This window comes from Streptomyces sclerotialus, assembly GCF_040907265.1.
Taxonomy (GTDB): Bacteria; Actinomycetota; Actinomycetes; order Streptomycetales; family Streptomycetaceae; genus Streptomyces; species Streptomyces sclerotialus.
Genome location: NZ_JBFOHP010000002.1, coordinates 3650005 through 3666718, shown reverse-complemented (window position 1 = coordinate 3666718; position 16714 = coordinate 3650005). Strand labels below are relative to the sequence as shown.

The 16714-nt window shown below is 71.8% G+C and carries 16 protein-coding genes and 1 tRNA gene; 8 read left to right on the top strand and 9 right to left on the bottom strand.

What is annotated here, in order from left to right; translation table 11 throughout:
* Positions 1-72: 72 nt before the first annotated feature.
* The 5 genes from mscL to AAC944_RS16125 all read right to left on the bottom strand — a co-directional run bounded on the left by mscL (position 73) and on the right by AAC944_RS16125 (position 5706).
* Positions 73-585 carry a large conductance mechanosensitive channel protein MscL gene (gene mscL, locus AAC944_RS16145; protein ID WP_368397206.1) on the bottom strand — a complete coding sequence of 171 codons (513 nt, stop codon included), beginning with the start codon at positions 583-585 and terminating at the stop codon, positions 73-75.
* A 637-nt stretch (positions 586-1222) separates the two neighbouring features.
* Positions 1223-2056: an S-methyl-5'-thioadenosine phosphorylase gene (locus AAC944_RS16140; RefSeq protein WP_030617195.1), complete on the bottom strand. Its 834-nt coding sequence runs from the start codon at positions 2054-2056 to the stop codon at positions 1223-1225.
* A gap of 98 nt (positions 2057-2154) precedes the next feature.
* The gene (locus AAC944_RS16135) at positions 2155-2487 is read right to left on the bottom strand and encodes an FmdB family zinc ribbon protein (protein ID WP_078888658.1); all 333 of its coding nucleotides are present in this window, start codon (positions 2485-2487) and stop codon (positions 2155-2157) included.
* A gap of 68 nt (positions 2488-2555) precedes the next feature.
* A complete protein-coding gene (locus AAC944_RS16130) occupies positions 2556-3779 on the bottom strand; it encodes an MFS transporter (RefSeq protein WP_368397278.1) in 1224 nt (407 codons plus the stop codon).
* 421 nt (positions 3780-4200) lie between these two features.
* Positions 4201-5706 (bottom strand): potassium/proton antiporter, encoded by a 1506-nt coding sequence (locus tag AAC944_RS16125; RefSeq protein ID WP_030617201.1) that lies wholly within the window; start codon positions 5704-5706, stop codon positions 4201-4203.
* A 193-nt stretch (positions 5707-5899) separates the two neighbouring features.
* On the opposite strand from AAC944_RS16125, the gene AAC944_RS16120 reads away from it, so the two are divergent.
* A complete protein-coding gene (locus AAC944_RS16120; RefSeq protein ID WP_030617204.1) occupies positions 5900-8614 on the top strand; it encodes a penicillin acylase family protein in 2715 nt (904 codons plus the stop codon).
* 88 nt (positions 8615-8702) lie between these two features.
* Here AAC944_RS16120 and AAC944_RS16115 read toward each other — a convergent pair whose 3' ends face one another.
* Positions 8703-9335, bottom strand: a complete 633-nt coding sequence (locus tag AAC944_RS16115) for a 5-formyltetrahydrofolate cyclo-ligase (protein ID WP_196943065.1) — start codon at positions 9333-9335, stop codon at positions 8703-8705.
* A 56-nt stretch (positions 9336-9391) separates the two neighbouring features.
* On the opposite strand from AAC944_RS16115, the gene galU reads away from it, so the two are divergent.
* The 7 genes from galU (at position 9392) to AAC944_RS16080 (ending at position 14811) form a co-directional block, all read left to right on the top strand.
* Entirely contained in the window at positions 9392-10294 is a 903-nt protein-coding gene (galU, locus tag AAC944_RS16110; protein ID WP_030617209.1) for a UTP--glucose-1-phosphate uridylyltransferase GalU, read from the top strand.
* Positions 10295-10298: 4 nt separating this feature from the next.
* Positions 10299-11615 carry a molybdotransferase-like divisome protein Glp gene (gene glp / locus AAC944_RS16105; protein ID WP_030617211.1) on the top strand — a complete coding sequence of 439 codons (1317 nt, stop codon included), beginning with the start codon at positions 10299-10301 and terminating at the stop codon, positions 11613-11615.
* Positions 11616-11730: 115 nt separating this feature from the next.
* Positions 11731-12261 (top strand): cyclic pyranopterin monophosphate synthase MoaC, encoded by a 531-nt coding sequence (gene moaC / locus AAC944_RS16100; RefSeq protein WP_030617213.1) that lies wholly within the window; start codon positions 11731-11733, stop codon positions 12259-12261.
* Positions 12258-12779 (top strand): MogA/MoaB family molybdenum cofactor biosynthesis protein, encoded by a 522-nt coding sequence (locus AAC944_RS16095; protein WP_030617216.1) that lies wholly within the window; start codon positions 12258-12260, stop codon positions 12777-12779. Before moaC ends, AAC944_RS16095 begins: the two co-directional genes overlap by 4 nt.
* Entirely contained in the window at positions 12776-13408 is a 633-nt protein-coding gene (locus AAC944_RS16090) for a GNAT family N-acetyltransferase (RefSeq protein WP_030617619.1), read from the top strand. Before AAC944_RS16095 ends, AAC944_RS16090 begins: the two co-directional genes overlap by 4 nt.
* A gap of 151 nt (positions 13409-13559) precedes the next feature.
* Positions 13560-14663 (top strand): divisome protein SepX/GlpR, encoded by a 1104-nt coding sequence (sepX, locus tag AAC944_RS16085; RefSeq protein ID WP_030617219.1) that lies wholly within the window; start codon positions 13560-13562, stop codon positions 14661-14663.
* Between the two features lie 75 nt (positions 14664-14738).
* Positions 14739-14811 (top strand) — tRNA-Ala (locus AAC944_RS16080).
* A gap of 96 nt (positions 14812-14907) precedes the next feature.
* Here the strand turns inward: AAC944_RS16080 and AAC944_RS16075 are convergent.
* The 3 genes from AAC944_RS16075 to AAC944_RS16065 form a co-directional block, all read right to left on the bottom strand.
* Positions 14908-15894 carry a DUF2637 domain-containing protein gene (locus tag AAC944_RS16075; RefSeq protein WP_368397205.1) on the bottom strand — a complete coding sequence of 329 codons (987 nt, stop codon included), beginning with the start codon at positions 15892-15894 and terminating at the stop codon, positions 14908-14910.
* 87 nt (positions 15895-15981) lie between these two features.
* Complete coding sequence (locus AAC944_RS16070) at positions 15982-16194, bottom strand: hypothetical protein (RefSeq protein ID WP_030617225.1); 213 nt, start codon at positions 16192-16194, stop codon at positions 15982-15984.
* Positions 16195-16399: 205 nt separating this feature from the next.
* Positions 16400-16696: an ABC transporter ATP-binding protein gene (locus AAC944_RS16065; RefSeq protein WP_196943067.1), complete on the bottom strand. Its 297-nt coding sequence runs from the start codon at positions 16694-16696 to the stop codon at positions 16400-16402.
* Positions 16697-16714 lie beyond the last annotated feature (18 nt).

Genomic DNA, 16714 nt, shown 5'->3' with positions numbered 1-16714 from the left:
CGTTGGGATCAAGCGTGTGCGGGGCCGGGGTGTCCGGAGCGCCGCGCCGGTGGTCCGGCGCGGCGGCTCGCGTCAGCTCTGGGACTTCTCCGTGGAGACGGGGCCGGGGATCGTGCCGGTGCCCGCGGCGGGCGCCGAACCGTCCCGCCGGCTGACCAGGGCGTCGCGGATCTGCATCAGCAGCTCGACTTCGGTCGGGTCCGCCGGGGTCTCGTCCACCGGCTTCTTGGCCTCCTGGCGTGCCTTCCACTTGTTGATCGGAAGGATCATGAGGAAGTAGACGACCGCGGCGGTGATCAGGAACGTCAGCGCGGCGCTGAGCACCGAGCCCCACAGGATGTAGATCCCGTCGGTGAACTCGCCGGCCTTGTCCGGGTGGCAGGTGGAGCTGAGGCAGGTCTTGTAGTGGTCCAGGTTCTGCGACCCGAGCGCACCGACGATCGGGTTGATGACGCCCTTCACCACAGCGTTCACGATGTTGGTGAACGCGGCTCCGACCACGACGGCAACCGCCAGCTCGATGACGTTGCCGCGCATCAGGAATTCCTTGAATCCCTGCAGGACGCCGTTCTTCTCGTCGCTCACCAGACAGCCTCTTTCCACACTTACTACGGACACCGTGCCCACGCGGGGCACCGGCGCAACTTACGGCAAGGTGGGGCGCGGCAGTCCAAGAGGCCGGGACGGACCAGAGGTTGGACGGAGGGTCAGTACGGGGCAGCATGGCGTTACCGCCGTACCGGGTGAAATCGCCACATTGCGACACCGGATGGTTGCCCCACCGGTCCCACCAGTTTTGCGTGCCTCCTGCGTATCGGCCAGTAGAACGGAATGACCGAAAACGCCCGAGGCGCGTGTTTCACCGGCCGGTGAGGCGATGGCGAGAGCGGCCGCCATGGCCGCCAGGCCAGCGAAAACGGCGTACCGCCAGGCTTTCGGCGGGGGCGCGAGCCGGCGCCGTGCAGCGCCGATGCGGAATGGCTCGAAGTGCGGAACGTCACACAACGGGGGTGCGGGCAGCGGGTGATTGGTGTACGGGGAGCTGATCATGACGGTCACCGCCGGAAAGAGGGAGGAGAGAGGGATGCGCACGCCCGGCGCCGGTGCGCCAGGCCGTCGGACGAGATCACTCTGACCGAATCCGGCGAAGGCCGCGGCGGCCTGTGGACGGCCGAGGGCGCTACCCACCGGTTGTGGACATCTCCGTCACCCGGCGGAGCGGCTACGGCAGTTCGATCCCCAGCTCCCGGTCCCCGTGCGGCCGCGCGCACGCGCAGTCGCGTGCGGTGGTCGCCGGGAGCGCGGCCACCGCGTCGAAGAGGACCTCGCGCAGCCGTCCGATGTTCTCGGCGAAGACCCGCAGTACCTCGTCGTGCGAGACGCCGGCGCCCGTCTCGGAGCCCGCGTCCAGATCCGTGACCAGGGCCAGCGAGGTGTAGCACAGCCCCAGTTCGCGGGCCAGCACGGCTTCGGGGTGGCCCGTCATGCCGACCACCGACCAGCCCTGTGCGGCGTGCCACCGGGACTCGGTGCGCGTGGAGAAGCGCGGGCCCTCGATGACCACGAGCGTCCCGCCGTCGACCGGCTCCCAGCCGCGTCCACGGGCGGCGCCGACCGCGGCCCGGCGGCCGGCCGGGCAGTACGGGTCGGCGAAGGCGGTGTGCACCACGTCCGGGACGGTGCCGTCCGGGAGCGGCACCCCGTCGAAGTACGTCTGCGTGCGGGTCTTCGTACGGTCCACGATCTGGTCCGGTACGAGGAGGGTGCCCGGCCCGTACTCGGGGCGCAGGCCGCCGACCGCGCAGGGGCCGAGGACCTGGCGGACGCCGGCCGCGCGCAGCGCCCACAGGTTGGCGCGGTAGTTGATGCGGTGCGGCGGGAGGTGGTGGCCGCGGCCGTGGCGGGGCAGGAACGCGATCTGCCGGCCGGCGACCTCGCCGAGGAAGAGCGAGTCGCTGGGCGGCCCGTACGGGGTGTCGACCGTGACCTCGGTCACCTCGTCGAGGAAGGAGTAGAAGCCCGAGCCGCCGATAACGCCGATCTCCGCGTCCGCCATGCGGGGCACACTACCCGGCCGTGCCGGGATCCGGCCCGGTACGGCAGAACGCGACGGACCCCGCCGTCGGTGACGGCGGGGTCCGTGCGGAGCAGGTGTCAGGCGGCGGAGCTGCTGCTCGACGTGGTCGAGGCGGAGCTGCCGGACGTGGTCGTGGTGGAGGAGCTCGACGACTTGCTGTCGGAGCTGCTCGACGACGAGGAGGACGACGAGCTCGACGAGGAGGCCGACGCCGGGCTGCTGCTCGACGAGGAGCCGCGGCTGTCGTTCCGGTAGAAGCCGGAGCCCTTGAAGACGATGCCGACCGCCGAGAAGACCTTCTTCAGGCGTCCACGGCAGCTCGGGCACTCGGTGAGCGCGTCGTCGGTGAACTTCTGCACGGCCTCGAGGCCTTCGCCGCACTCGGTGCACTGGTACTGGTAGGTCGGCACTTGTCTTCCTCCTGGCACTCTCACTCAATGAGTGCTAACGACGATCCATAGTGCAGTATTCCGGCGCGTCAGTCCACTGTGACCGGCGCACGGTGACCGACTCCACGCGCCGCGACCCGCCCCGTACCGGGCGGAATCAGGCGTCCGCGCAGGCCCGCGAGCACCAGGAAGGCCAGCGCCGTACCGGTCAGCGGCACGAAGAACCCGGCGCTGGGCCCGAAGCGGTCGGCGAGCTGCCCCGCGGTGGTGGTGGCCGCGGCCTGGCCCAGCGCCACCGCGCCGGTCAGCCACGTGAACGCCTCCGTGCGGGCCGAGGCAGGCACCAGGGACTCCACCAGGGTGTAGCCGGTGATCAGGGCCGGGGCGATGCACAGGCCCACCAGCAGGCCGGTCAGGCCCAGCAGCGGTACCGCGGTGAGCGCCCACAGCGGGGTGGTCGCCAGCGCCAGCAGCCCGTAGGCGACCAGCAGCCGGCGGCGCGGGCCGGTCTTCCACGCGATCGCGCCGCACACGATGCCCGCGGTCATGTTGCCCGCGGCGAAGATGCCGTACAGGACGCCGTTGATGCCCGGCTGCCCGATGGACTCCGTGAACGCCGTCAGCGAGACCTGCATGCCGCCGAAGACCGAACCGATGCCGAGGAACACCGCGATCAGCACGCGCACGCCGGGTACCGAGAGGGCCGAGGTACGCGCTCCGCCGGCCGGCCGCGTGCGGTGCGCGGCCGGCTGGCTGCGGTGCTGGGACGCGAAGAGCAGGCCGCCCGCCAGTGTCAGCACGGCCTCGGCGACCAGGCCGGCCGCCGGGTGGACGCCGGTGCACAGGGCGGTGGCGAGTACCGGGCCCACCACGAAGGTGAACTCGTCGGTCACGGACTCGAAGGCCGCCGCGGTGGACATCAGGGGGCTGTCGCTCAGCCGCGCCGCCCACCGTGCGCGCACCATCGGCCCTACCTGGGGCGTCGAGGCGCCCGTGGGCACGGCGACGGCCACCAGCGCCCACAGGGGCGCGTCCAGCAGGGCCAGGGTGATCAGGGCTGCCACGGAGGCGGCGTGCACGGCCACCCCGGGGAGCAGCACGGCGCGCTGCCCGAAGCGGTCGGCGAGCTTGCCGCTCTGCGGAGCGAACAGGGCCATCGAGATGCCGGTCGCCGCGGAGACCGCGCCCGCGGCACCGAAGGAGCCGGTGGTGTGCTGGACGAGCAGGACGATGCCGATGGTGAGCATCGCGAAGGGCTGCCGGGCCAGGAAGCCGGGCAGCACGAACGTCCACGCCCCCGGGGTGCGCAGCAGCTGCCCGTAACCGGGGCGCTTGCCCGAGGGGCCGCCCGGGGGAGCGCTCTTGGTGTTCTTCGGCTCGTCGTGGGCCGTCGATGCGTTCTGGACCGTGGATGCCACGGCCGGGCCTTTCCGCCGCCTGGTGACGCGCCTGTGAGGTCTTCACGGGATACGCGCCGAGAGCTGTCCTCTCGCGCTGGACCGAGTGATACCGGGTCCGCACCTGAGAGGTGGCTGCGTACGCAGGGGACCGCGGCCGCCGAGCGGTCGCGCCAGCTCTGCATCAGGCAGAGTGGGTGTCGTGCATTGCCTCTTCATGCTACAGGCGAGAGCGCGTGCGCACCTGCGATCCGCCGGGTGAGATGTGTCCCACACCTGGGATAGGCGGGGGCCCGCCCGCGCTGACCCGGCGGCGCCGAGCGGCCGGGTCAGCGCCTCACCTCCGGGGCGCCGACGCCCCGCTCGTGCCCAGCCAGCCCGCCAGCTTGCCGCCCTGGGAGACCGCCTGGAGGCGCCGCTCGGCGGCGTCCCGCACCGGGTCGGTGGCGACGACCAGGAGCTCGTCGCCACGCCGCAGGACAGTCGTCGGGGACGGTACGAAGCTCGTGCCGTCCCGGACGATCAGGGTGACCGCCGCGCCGGCCGGCAGCCGCAGCTCGGCGATCTCCACGCCGTGCATGCGCGACTTGGGGCCGATCGCGGTCGACAGCAGGTGGCCGCGCAGCCGTTCCAGGGGCGCCGACTCGATACCGAGGTCGGCGGCCTCCTCCTTGTCGCCGATCCGCAGCCGCCGGGCCAGCCAGGGCAGGGTCGGCCCCTGGACGAGGGTGTAGACGACCACGAGTACGAACACGATGTTGAAGACGCGTTCGCTCCCCGGGACCTCGCCGACCATCGGGATCGTCGCCAGCACGATGGGCACGGCGCCGCGCAGCCCCGCCCATGAGAGCAGCGTCTGCTCGCGCCACGGCATACGGAAGGGCCGCAGGGTGAGCACGACGGACAACGGGCGGGCGATCAGCGTCAGTATCAGGCCGATGACGATCGCGGGCAGGATGTCGTCGCCCAGGTTGTGCGGCGTGACGAGCAGACCGAGCAGGACGAACATGCCGATCTGACCGAGCCAGCCCAGCCCTTCGGCGAAGCCGCGAGTGGCCGCGGAGTGCGGCAGCTTGGAGTTCCCGAGGACCATCGACGCGAGGTAGACCGCGAGGAAGCCGGAGCCGTGCGCGAGGGCGCCCGCCGCGTACGCGGAGACGGCGATGGCCATGACGGCGATCGGGTACAGGCCGGAGGCCGGGAGGGCCACGTGCCGCATGCCGTACGCGCCGAGCCAGCCGATCGCCAGGCCGATCGCGGCGCCGATGGCCAGCTCCAGGGCGATCTCGCCGATGAGGACGTACCAGTGCTCGACCGGGCCCGCGGTCGAGAACGCGACGACGAGGATGACCACGGGGGCGTCGTTGAAGCCCGATTCGGCCTCCAGGACGCCCGTGAGGCGGGCCGGCAGCGGGACGCTGCGCAGCACCGAGAAGACCGCCGCGGCGTCGGTGGAGGAGACCACCGCGCCGATGAGGAGCGCCTGCCGCCACTCCAGCCCGACCAGATAGTGCGCGCCGGCCGCGGTGACCCCCACGCTCACCGCGACACCCATGGTGGAGAGCAACGCGGCCTGGGGCAGGGCCGGTCTGATCTCCTTCCACTTCGTGCCGAGACCGCCTTCGGCCAGGATCACCACAAGTGCGGCATAGCCGAGGATCTGGGTCAGTTCGGCGTTGTCGAAGCGGACCCCGATGCCGTCGGACCCTATGGCGACGCCGATCCCCAGGTAGACGAGCAGGCTGGGGAGCCCGCTGCGCGAGGAGATCCGTACGGCCGCCACGGCGATGAGCAGTACGAAAGAGCAGATCAGCAGGAGTTCGTTGAGGCGGTCGACAGTCAGGGGCCGGGTCCTTCCACGTGATTTCCCGGGCGGATGCGCCCGGTCATTTTACTTACTGTATCTAGTTACTGACCCTAACAATTTACCATTGCTTGAATGTCGGAGGCGTTGGTGGTGACTCCGCGTAGGGGTCGCCGATCCAGTGCGCCTATGGTTGCTCCAGCACTCCCACCCTGCCCCTCGAAGGACAGAGATGCCCGCCAACAAGTCCGGCCCCGCTCCGAAGAAAAAGGGGCGGCGCGCCCGCCTCGTCGTCATCTTGGTCGTGCTTCTGCTCGTGGCGGGCGTCGGCTACGGGACGTTCTGGGGCGTCAGCACGGTCCGCGCCTCCTACCCGGAGACCACCGGGTCCCTGAAGATGCCGGGCCTGTCAAGCCCCGTGGACGTCATGCGGGACGGCAACGGCATCCCGCAGATCTACGCCGACACCGATGAGGACCTCTTCCGCGCCCAGGGCTACGTCCAGGCGCAGGACCGCTTCTGGGAGATGGACGTCCGCCGTCACATGACGGCCGGCCGGCTCTCGGAGATGTTCGGCAAGAGCCAGGTGAAGACCGACTCCTTCCTGCGCACCCTCGGATGGCACGAGACCGCGCAGAAGGAGTACGACACCAAGCTGTCGGACAGCACGAAGAAGTACCTCGACGCCTACTCGGCCGGGGTCAACGCCTACCTCGAGAACCACGAAGGCTCCGCGCTGTCCCTCGAGTACGCGGCGCTCGGCCTGCAGAACGACTACAAGCCCGGCAAGTGGACCCCCGCCGACTCCGTGGCCTGGCTCAAGGCCATGGCCTGGGACCTGCGCGGCAACATGCAGGACGAGATCGACCGGTCCCTGATGACGAGCCGCTTCTCCCAGAAGCAGATCGCCGAGCTCTACCCGTCGTACCCGTACGACCGCAACAAGCCGATCGTGCAGGGCGGCGCCGTCGACCCGGCGACCAAGGAGTTCGACCCCGAGGCCACGCCGAGCGGCACCCAGGCCGGCAGCGCGGCCGGTGCCGCGCAGTCCCTCCAGAGCCAGCTCTCCTCGCTCTCGAACACCCTCGACGAGGTGCCCGCGCTGCTCGGCCCGAACGGCAACGGCATCGGCTCCAACTCCTGGGTGGTCTCCGGCAAGCACACCACCACCGGCAAGCCGCTGCTGGCCAACGACCCGCACCTGGCGCCCCAGATGCCCTCGCTCTGGTACCAGATGGGCCTGCACTGCCGCGCGAAGAGCCCGAAGTGCAACTACGACGTCTCCGGCTTCACCTTCTCCGGCATGCCGGGCGTGATCATCGGCCACAACCAGGACATCTCCTGGGGCATGACCAACCTCGGGGCCGACGTCTCCGACCTGTACCTGGAGAAGGTCGGCGAGCACGGCTACCTCTACGACGGCCGTGAGGTGCCCTTCACGACCCGCAAGGAGACCATCAAGGTCGCCGGCGGCCCCAGCCGCACCATCACCGTCCGGTCCACCAACAACGGGCCCGTGGTCTCCGACCGCGACGACGAACTGACCAAGGTCGGCAAGGACGCCCCCGTGGGCAACTCCGCGCCCGACCGCGGCGACGGCTACGCCATCTCCCTGAAGTGGACCGCACTCAGCCCGGGCCGCTCCATGGATGCCGTGTTCGAAATGAACAGGGCGTCGGACTGGAACGGGTTCCGTAAGGCGGCGCGCAACTTCGAGGTGCCGTCGCAGAACCTGATCTACGCCGACACCAAGGGCAACATCGGCTACCAGGCGCCCGGCCGCATCCCCGTACGCGGCAAGGGCGACGGCTCGCTGCCGGCGCCGGGCTGGGACCCGGAGTACCGCTGGACCGGCTACGTCCCGCAGTCCGCGCTGCCCTGGGAGCTGAACCCCAAGAGCGGCTACATCGTCACCGCCAACCAGGCCGTGATCGATCAGGACAAGTACCCGTACCTGATCACCCGGGACTGGGGCTACGGAGCGCGCAGCCAGCGGATCGACGACCTGATCAAGTCGAAGATCAAGGACGGCGGCAAGATCTCCACGCACGACATGCAGACCATGCAGCTCGACAACAGCAGTGAGATCGCCGAACTGCTCACGCCGTACCTGCTGAAGCTCGACATCAAGGACAAGTACGTCCGCGAGGCGCAGCAGCTCCTGGAGGGCTGGAACTACACCCAGGAGTCCGACTCGGCGGCGGCCGCGTACTTCAACGCGGTCTGGCGCAACACCCTCAAGCTGGCCTTCGGCGACAAGATGCCCAAGGAGCTGCGCGTCGAGGGCCAGTGCCTGACGGTCCACCCGGCCGACTCCACCGGCCCGGCCGACGACCTGCAGAAGTGGGTCCGCGAGTGCGGTGAGCGCGCCAAGGACTCCGCCCAGCCCGACGGCGGCGACCGCTGGTTCGAGGTCGTGCGGAAGATCCTCGACGACCCGGACAACGACTGGTGGAAGACCGAGGACCGGCCCGGCCGTCCCGGTGACAAGAACCGCGACCAGCTCCTCGCGCACGCCATGCAGGACGCGCGCTACGAGCTGACCGCCAAGCTCGGCAAGAACATCAACACCTGGAGCTGGGGCCGCCTGCACCAGCTGACGCTGAAGAACCAGACGCTCGGCACGGACGGCCCCGGCATGCTCCAGGGCCTGTTCAACCGCGGCCCCTGGAACCTCGGCGGCGGCGAGGCGGCCGTGGACGCCACCGGCTGGAACGCGGCCGGCGGCTACCAGGTCGTCTGGGTGCCCTCGATGCGGATGGTCGTCAACCTCGCCGACCTCGACAAGTCGCGCTGGATCAACCTCACCGGCGCCTCGGGACACGCGTACAACGACCACTACGACGACCAGACCGGCAAGTGGGTCAAGGGCGAACTGCTGCCGTGGGCCTTCTCCGAGAAGGCCGTCAAGGCCGCCACGAAGGACACGCTGACGCTGTCCCCGTGACGCCGCAACCGGCGTGACGCGCCGGCCGGAACGGAAAACGGTCGCCGGGCCGTCCCGAGAACATCGGGGCGGCCCGGCGACCGTCGTTCTAGCCCTCCGTGGGCGGCGCCGCGAAGCGGTGCACGCCCGACGGCGTCACCGCCGCCTGCACCGGCCGGTCGTGCGCCTCGGCCGGTACCTCCTCCAGCACCTCGCCGTCGTACAGCAGCACCACCAGCGCGGGCGTGACGCCGGCGCGTTCCAGCCGCGCCAGCACCCGGTCGTAACTGCCGCCGCCGCGGCCGAGACGCAGCCCCCGCCGGTCCACCGCCAGCCCCGGCAGAAGCACCGCTCCCGCCTCCGTGACGGCCTCCGGGCCGAGCCGGGGCCCCGCGGGTTCCAGCAGCCCCCGGCCGGCCTTCACGAGCCGCTCAGGGCCCTCGTACGCCGCCCAGTCCAGGTCGTTGTCCGGCAGCAGGACCGGCAGCAGCACACGGACCCCCGCCGCCCGCAGCCGGTCCAGCAGCGGGCGGGTGGACGGCTCCCGGCCGACGGACACGTACGCGGCGACCGACCGGGCCGCCGCCAACTCGCCGAGCTGCAGCGCCCGCTCGGACAGAACCGATCCGGCCGCTTTCACGTCATCCAGAGGCAACGAGTTCCTCACCTGGATGAGGTCTTGCCGCAACACGCGTTTCCTAGCGTCGTTGGTGGTCACTGTGCGCCCTTGCTCCACTCTCATGCGCTTTTCGCCGGACCATCATGAAGCGTCACATAGCTCCGGTTATCGTGTGGCGCATGACTGAATCGCGTACTCGGATCCGTAAGGCTGTCATCCCGGCGGCCGGTCTCGGCACCCGCTTCCTGCCGGCCACCAAGGCGACCCCGAAGGAAATGCTGCCGGTCGTCGACAAGCCGGCCATCCAGTACGTGGTGGAGGAAGCCGTCACCGCGGGGCTCTCCGACGTCCTGATGGTCACCGGCCGCAACAAGCGCCCGCTGGAGGACCACTTCGACCGCAACTACGAGCTCGAAGAGGCGCTGAGCCGCAAGGGCGACCAGTCCCGGCTCGCCCGCGTGCAGGAGTCCAGCGACCTCGCGACGATGCACTACGTACGGCAGGGCGACCCGCGCGGTCTGGGCCACGCCGTGCTGTGCGCCGCGCCCCACGTCGGGGACCAGCCCTTCGCCGTCCTCCTGGGCGACGACCTGATCGACCCCCGGGACCCGCTGCTGCAGCGCATGGTCCAGGTCCAGGAGGAGCACGGCGGTTCCGTCATCGCCCTCATGGAGGTCGACCCGGCCCAGATCGGCCTCTACGGATGCGCGGCCGCCGCGCCCACGGGGGACGACGACGTCGTGACCGTCTCCGACCTGGTCGAGAAGCCCGACCCGGCCGACGCGCCCAGCAACCTCGCCATCATCGGCCGCTACGTGCTCGACCCCGCCGTCTTCGAGGTGCTGCGCAAGACCGAGCCGGGCCGTGGCAACGAGATCCAGCTCACCGACGCCCTCCAGGTGATGGCCTCCGACCCCTCGATCGGCGGTCCCGTGCACGGCGTCGTCTTCAAGGGCCGCCGCTATGACACCGGAGACCGTGGCGACTACCTGCGTGCCATTGTCAGACTGGCATGCGAACGTGAGGACCTGGGCCCCGACTTCAGGACCTGGCTGCGCAGTTACGTCACCGAGGAGATGTAGGGCTTTGACCGCCACCACCGACCGGACCAGCCACCACGACCGCGTCTGGTCGGTGGCCGACCACATCGACGACGTCCTGTCCAAGATCCGCCCGCTGGAGCCGATCGAGCTCCAGCTGCTGGACGCCCAGGGCTGCGTCCTGGTCGAGGACGTCACCGTGCCGGTCGCGCTGCCGCCCTTCGACAACAGCTCCATGGACGGTTACGCGGTGCGCGTCGCCGACGTCGCCGGAGCCACCGAGGAGTACCCCGCGGCCCTCACCGTCGTCGGTGACGTCGCGGCCGGCAGCGGCGACCTGCCCACCGTCGGGCCCGGCGAGGCCGCCCGCATCATGACCGGCGCCCCGCTGCCCCCCGGTGCCGAGGCCGTCGTCCCCGTGGAGTGGACCGACGGCGGCACGGGCGGCGGCCCCGCCGCCACGATGCGCGCCCACAGCGCCGACCCCACGGGCGCGAGCGGCGAGGTCCGGGTGCACCGCCCCGTGGAGGCGCGCGCCTACGTACGCTCGCGGGGCAGCGACGTCTCCGCCGGTGAGCCCGCCCTCGCCGCCGGCACGGTCCTCGGCCCGCCGCAGCTCGCCCTGCTCGCCGCCATCGGCCGCGGCTCCGTCACCGTACGGCCGCGCCCCCGCGTCGTGGTCATGGCCACCGGCAGCGAGCTGGTCCAGCCCGGTGAGCCGCTGGGCCCCGGCCAGATCCACGACTCGAACAGCTACGCGCTGACCGCGGCGGCCCGGGACGCCGGCGCCATCGCGTACCGGGTCGGCGCGGTCGCCGACGACGCCGAGACGCTGCGCGCCGCCATCGAGGACCAGCTCATCCGGGCCGACATCGTCGTCACCAGCGGCGGCGTCAGCGTCGGCGCGTACGACGTGGTCAAGGAGACGCTGGAGGACTTCTCCGGCGAGGAGGGCAGCGTGGAGTTCCGGCGGCTCGCCATGCAGCCGGGCAAGCCGCAGGGCTTCGGGCTCATCGGCCCTGACCGCACCCCGCTGCTCGCGCTGCCCGGCAACCCGGTCAGCTCCTACGTGTCCTTCGAACTGTTCGTCCGGCCCGCCATCCGCACCCTGATGGGCCTCCAGGACGTCCACCGCTTCACCGAGCTCGCCCGCTGCACCGAGGACATCACCTCCTCGCCCAAGGGCAAGCGGCAGTTCCTGCGCGGCCGTCACGACCCGGTGTCCGGCACGGTCACCCCGGTCGGCGGCGCGGGCTCGCACCTCATCAAGGCGCTCGCGCACGCCAACTGCCTGATCGCGGTCCCCGAGGACGTCACCGAGATCTCCGCGGGGGAAGAGGTGGACGTGCTCCTCCTCGGGTAGCGCGGCCGGTCCGGACCGGCCGCGCCTTCGTAGCACCCGGCTGCCGGGGTGACGGCCGTCCCCTGCGGGTACGGTGTCGTCGCACAGGCGCGGCACGGTCCGGACCAGGAGAACGATGAGCAGCGGCCAGCAACACCTCACCCACATCGACGCGGCGGGCGCGGCCCGCATGGTCGACGTATCCGAGAAGGACGTCACCGCGCGCGTCGCCCGCGCCAGTGGCCGGGTCCTCGTCGCGCCGCGGGTCGTCGAACTGCTGCGCGGCGAGGGCGTCCCCAAAGGCGACGCCCTGGCCACGGCACGCATCGCCGGCATCATGGGCGCCAAGCGCACCCCCGACCTGATCCCGCTCTGCCACCCGCTGGCCGTCTCCGGTGTGAAGGTGGACCTGTCGGTGGCCGACGACGCCGTGGAGATCCTGGCCACGGTGAAGACCACCGACCGTACGGGCGTGGAGATGGAGGCGCTGACCGCGGTCACGGTCGCCGCGCTGACCGTGATCGACATGGTCAAGGCCGTCGACAAGGGCGCCGTCATCACCGACGTACGGGTGGAGGAGAAGAGCGGCGGCAAGTCGGGCGCCTGGACGCGTGAGGGCGGCGCGGAGCGTCCGGCCTCCGCCGGGAGCGCGGAGGCGGGCGCATGAGCGGCCAGGCCGGCCCGTCGCGCCCCTACCGGGCCATGGTGGTGACGGCCTCGAACCGCGCCGCCGCCGGGGTCTACGCCGACAAGGGCGGCCCGCTCATCGCCGAAGCGCTCACGGCGCTCGGCTTCGAGGTCGACGGCCCCCGGGTGGTGCCGGACGGCGACCCCGTGGAGGCCGCGCTGCGCGAGGCGGTGGCCGGCGGCTACGACACGGTGATCACCACCGGCGGTACGGGCATCTCGCCGACCGACGCCACCCCGGAGGCCACCCGCCGGGTGCTGGACCACGAGGTGCCCGGCATTCCCGAGGCGATCCGGGCCGAGGGCCTGGCGAAGGTGCCCACCGCCGCGCTCTCCCGGGGCCTGGCGGGCGTCGCGGGCCGCACGCTGATCGTGAACCTGCCCGGCTCCACCGGCGGCGTCCGGGACGGCCTCGCCGTACTGGAACGGCTCCTCGTGCACGCGGTCGACCAGCTCCACGGCGGCGACCACCCCCGGCCGGCCGGGAGCACGCACTGAACGCCCCCTGGCCGGTGGAGCTGGCGGACGGCGACACGGCCCTCCGCCCCATAAGGCTGCGCGACCAGCGGGCCTGGCGGGAGGTCAACCGGCGCAACCGCGACTGGCTGCGCCCGTGGGAGGCCACCATTCCGCCCGCGCCGCCCGGCGCGCCGCCGGTCCAGCGGCCGACCTACCGTCAGATGGTGCGGCACCTGCGGGCCGAGGCGCACGCGGGCCGCATGCTGCCCTTCGTGGTGGAGTACCGGGGCCGGCTCGCCGGGCAGCTGACGGTCGCCGGGATCACCTGGGGATCGATGTGTTCGGGCCATATCGGGTACTGGATCGACGAGGGCGTCGCGGGGCGCGGTGTCATGCCCACCGCGGTCGCGCTCGCCGTCGACCACTGCTTCCGTACGGTCGGTCTGCACCGCATCGAGGTGTGCATTCGCCCGGAGAACGTGCCGAGCCGACGGGTGGTGGAAAAGCTCGGCTTTCGCGAGGAGGGGCTGCGGCCGCGCTATCTGCACATCGACGGCGCCTGGCGTGACCACCTGGTTTTCGCGCTCACGGCCGAGGAAGTGCCGGGCGGGCTGCTCGCCCGGTGGCACCGGGAGAAGCCGGGCACCTCAGGGACATCCCACAAATAAAAAATCTGTTCGAATTAATCCATCAATTCGACACATTCGCAGTGCGTTGATCGCAACAATCACAAAAAAAGTTCGAGATATCAGCCAGATCGTGCGACACACCGGCTCAATTGGCGGATGGCCCCGCTCAAACCCCTCTACCGTGTGAGGCGTGAGCAGCAGCGGCCTCATCTACGCAGTCATCGTCGGGGCCTGGGCCGCCTACTTGGTGCCGATGTGGCTCCGTAGGCAGGACGAGCTCAATGAAGCCCGTCCTACGGAGCGCTTCAGCACCGCCATCCGGCTCCTGTCCGGGCGGGCGGCGATGGAACGCCGCTACGCCAAGGGGCAGGAAGGCCGCCCGACCGACGATGCGAGCGGGGAACGGGACCCGGACGCCGAGGCCGACGCGGCCGACGTCCGGTCCGCAAGCACGCCCGCGGACGAGGACCGCCCGCCCGGTGCGCACGCGGCGGACGCCCGCGCCGCCCAGGAGCGCGAGGCCCCGCCCACGGCAGTCCAGCCGCACGGCCCCGCCCACCCGCAGATCCCGCACCCGCGTCCCTCGTCCGCCGAGCGCACGAAGCGGGCCAAGGTCCTCGCGCGCCGCCGCCGCACGATCACGGTGCTCTTCCTCGCCTTCACCCTCGGTGCGGTCGTCGCCGGGGTCGGCGGCATCACCTACCTGTGGGCGCCCGGCATCCCGGCCGTCCTGCTGAGCGCGTACATCGTGTACCTCCGCGTACAGGAGCGCCGCCGGTTCGCCTTCACGATGGACCAGCGGGAGGCCGAGGCGGCCGCGCAACGGCTCCGGGAGGGCCGTGGCCGCCCTCCTCAGGCGGGCCCGCGCCCGCCCGCCGAGGAGAGCCCCGCCGATCCGGCCGCCCCCGCGCCTGAGCCGGTGCGCCCCGAGCCCGTGCCGAGCCGGCAGCGCCCACGGGGTGACGGCGAGGGCTGGGACCCGGTCCCGGTGCCACTGCCGACGTACGTCACCGCTCCCGTGGCGCCGCGCGCGGGCGGCCATGTCGACCTGGGTGCCGACGACGCCTGGAGCTCCGCCCGCTCCAGCGCAGCGGGCGGCACGGCCCCGGGCGCCGCGGCGGGCCCGGCGGCCGGTGCCGGTGCGCCCGGCGCGGGCGCCCTCGACGCCGATCCGCGGCACGCGCCGGCCCGGGAGCGCCCGGCCGGCGGCCGTCGCGGCCGTACCCCGCTCTTCGACCAGTACGCCGCACCGGCCGACGAGGGGCTGGACCGCCCGCGCGCGGCGAACGAGTGAGCAGCCCTCCCTGACCAGCGCGGGAAGCGATTTCCGAGCACGGCCACATGGATGCTAGAGTTTCACTCGTCGCAAGGGCCTGTGGCGCAGCTGGTAGCGCACCTCGTTCGCAACGAGGGGGTCAGGGGTTCGAATCCCCTCAGGTCCACCGACATCAGAGCCCCTGCCGGGAACACCGGCAGGGGCTCTGGTCGTTCGTGAGGTGTCCGTCCGGGCCGGAGCGGGGCCGGCCCGGAGTGCTGGGTCAGGAGGCCACGCGCTGGCGGTGGTTGCCCTTGGTGTTCTGGGCGTGGCGGGCGACGACCGCGGGCGCGGGGGAGAGGTCCAGCTGACGGACGAGCTGGTGGAAGCAGAGCAGGACGGTCACCGGAGGCAGGCCGGCCACGGTGATGCCGGCCGGCGTCGTCGGGCTGTTGGCGATGCACAGCAGCATGGCGACGGCCGCGAAGAAGATGACGACGAGCCAGGACTGCGCGGTACGGCGACGGTAGGCGCGGGCCCGCAGGATGGAGAGGGTGGCGGCGATCCAGGGACCGTAGATGAGCAGCGGCCACAGGTCGGCGATGTGGCGCGGGGCGACGCCGCCGGCCAGGGCACGCAGTGAGGGGTAGGACGCCAGCGCGCCGAGGACGCTCACCGCGATGACGATCAGGGCCGTCAGCGTCACGGACACCAGGCTCAGCGTCCGCTGCCAGGTCCAGGTGGCGGTGCGGGCGCGGAGGAACGACGTCTTGCGGTGCCGGGTGGGCGGCACGGCCGGGGCGGGGGGCTCGGGCGCATCGGGCTGCGGGGGCACGACCTCCCGCGGGGGCACCACGGGCTGCTCGGCCGTCTCCAGGAGCTGCGCGAGCTCCCCTTCCAGCTCCTCCACCACGGCGGCGTCCCAGCCGTCGGCCGTGTTGCCGAGCATCATCTCGTCACGGAAGAGCGGCATGCCGGCGAGGCTCGGCGCGGAGTCGAGCTCGTCCGTGACCTGGCGCGGCAGCCGGTGCCGGCCGGAGCCGTCCGGATAGCCGCCGCTCGGGTGGTCGCCGCCGTTCGGGTACGCGGGGCCGCCCGGGCCGCCGGGGCCGTCGGGGAATCCGGGGCCGTCGGCGAATCCGGGGCCGTCGGGGAAAACGGGGCTGTCGGGGAAACCGGGACCACCTGGGAAACCGGGGCCGCCCGGGTAGCCGGGGCCCTCCGGGTAGCCGTTGCCGCTCGGGTAGGGGACCTGGGGAGTGTCGTACACGTCGGCTCTCGTGGGGTTTCGATGGGACCGTGACCGGGGCGGGGGCCGGTCCGTACCGCCAGGGCGGCCGGGGCCGGCGGTGGGCTCCTACCGTCTGATGTGCTGCCCGCGCTCCGCGCGGTCCCGCGGCCCCAGCGCGGCCTCCAGCCCGTCGAGGGCCGACAGCAGCACCTCCAGCAGATCGCCGGTGTGCTCCAGCCTCACGCACTGCCCGGCACGCTCCAGGCGTACGTCCGGGTGACCGGCGCCGGCCGGACCGGCGACCGCCGAACTCAGGCGCCAGCCACCGAGTCGACGCATTCGCGGAATGGTTGTCTCAGGCATACCCCGTCAACGAAGAATTCGGCGTGAAGAAACGTGGCATCCGGGTTATCCGGGTTTTATTTTCCGGCCGTCGGGAATGCCGACAGGCTGATGTTTTTCTGCAATAGAAATCCCTTGGGTAAATATGCTGAGCGGGCCCGGCCGTGGCCGACGGGGTGCCGGCCACGGCCCCGGAGCGCCGCTACGGCCCGGCCCGCCGGCCGCCACCCGGCCCGTCCGGTGCCGCACCGGTTCCCGGGCGCGGCCGCCCGGCCAGGCCCACGACCGGTACGGCCTCTCCGCACCGGGCCCGGTAACGGCAGTACGTTTTATGAGCGGGGCCCGGTGTAATAGTCGGAGGTTCATGTACGGGTGTGTATATCTCTGCCCAATGGCCGTCGGCCCGCGGGGACGAACGGAGAAGGCGTCGGGTGTACCGTGCCGGCCGGCCGCCGGTGGAAGTCGGCCAACCCGGCGGTCCCGGCCGGCACCCGCTCACCACCGGTATCCCTACGGT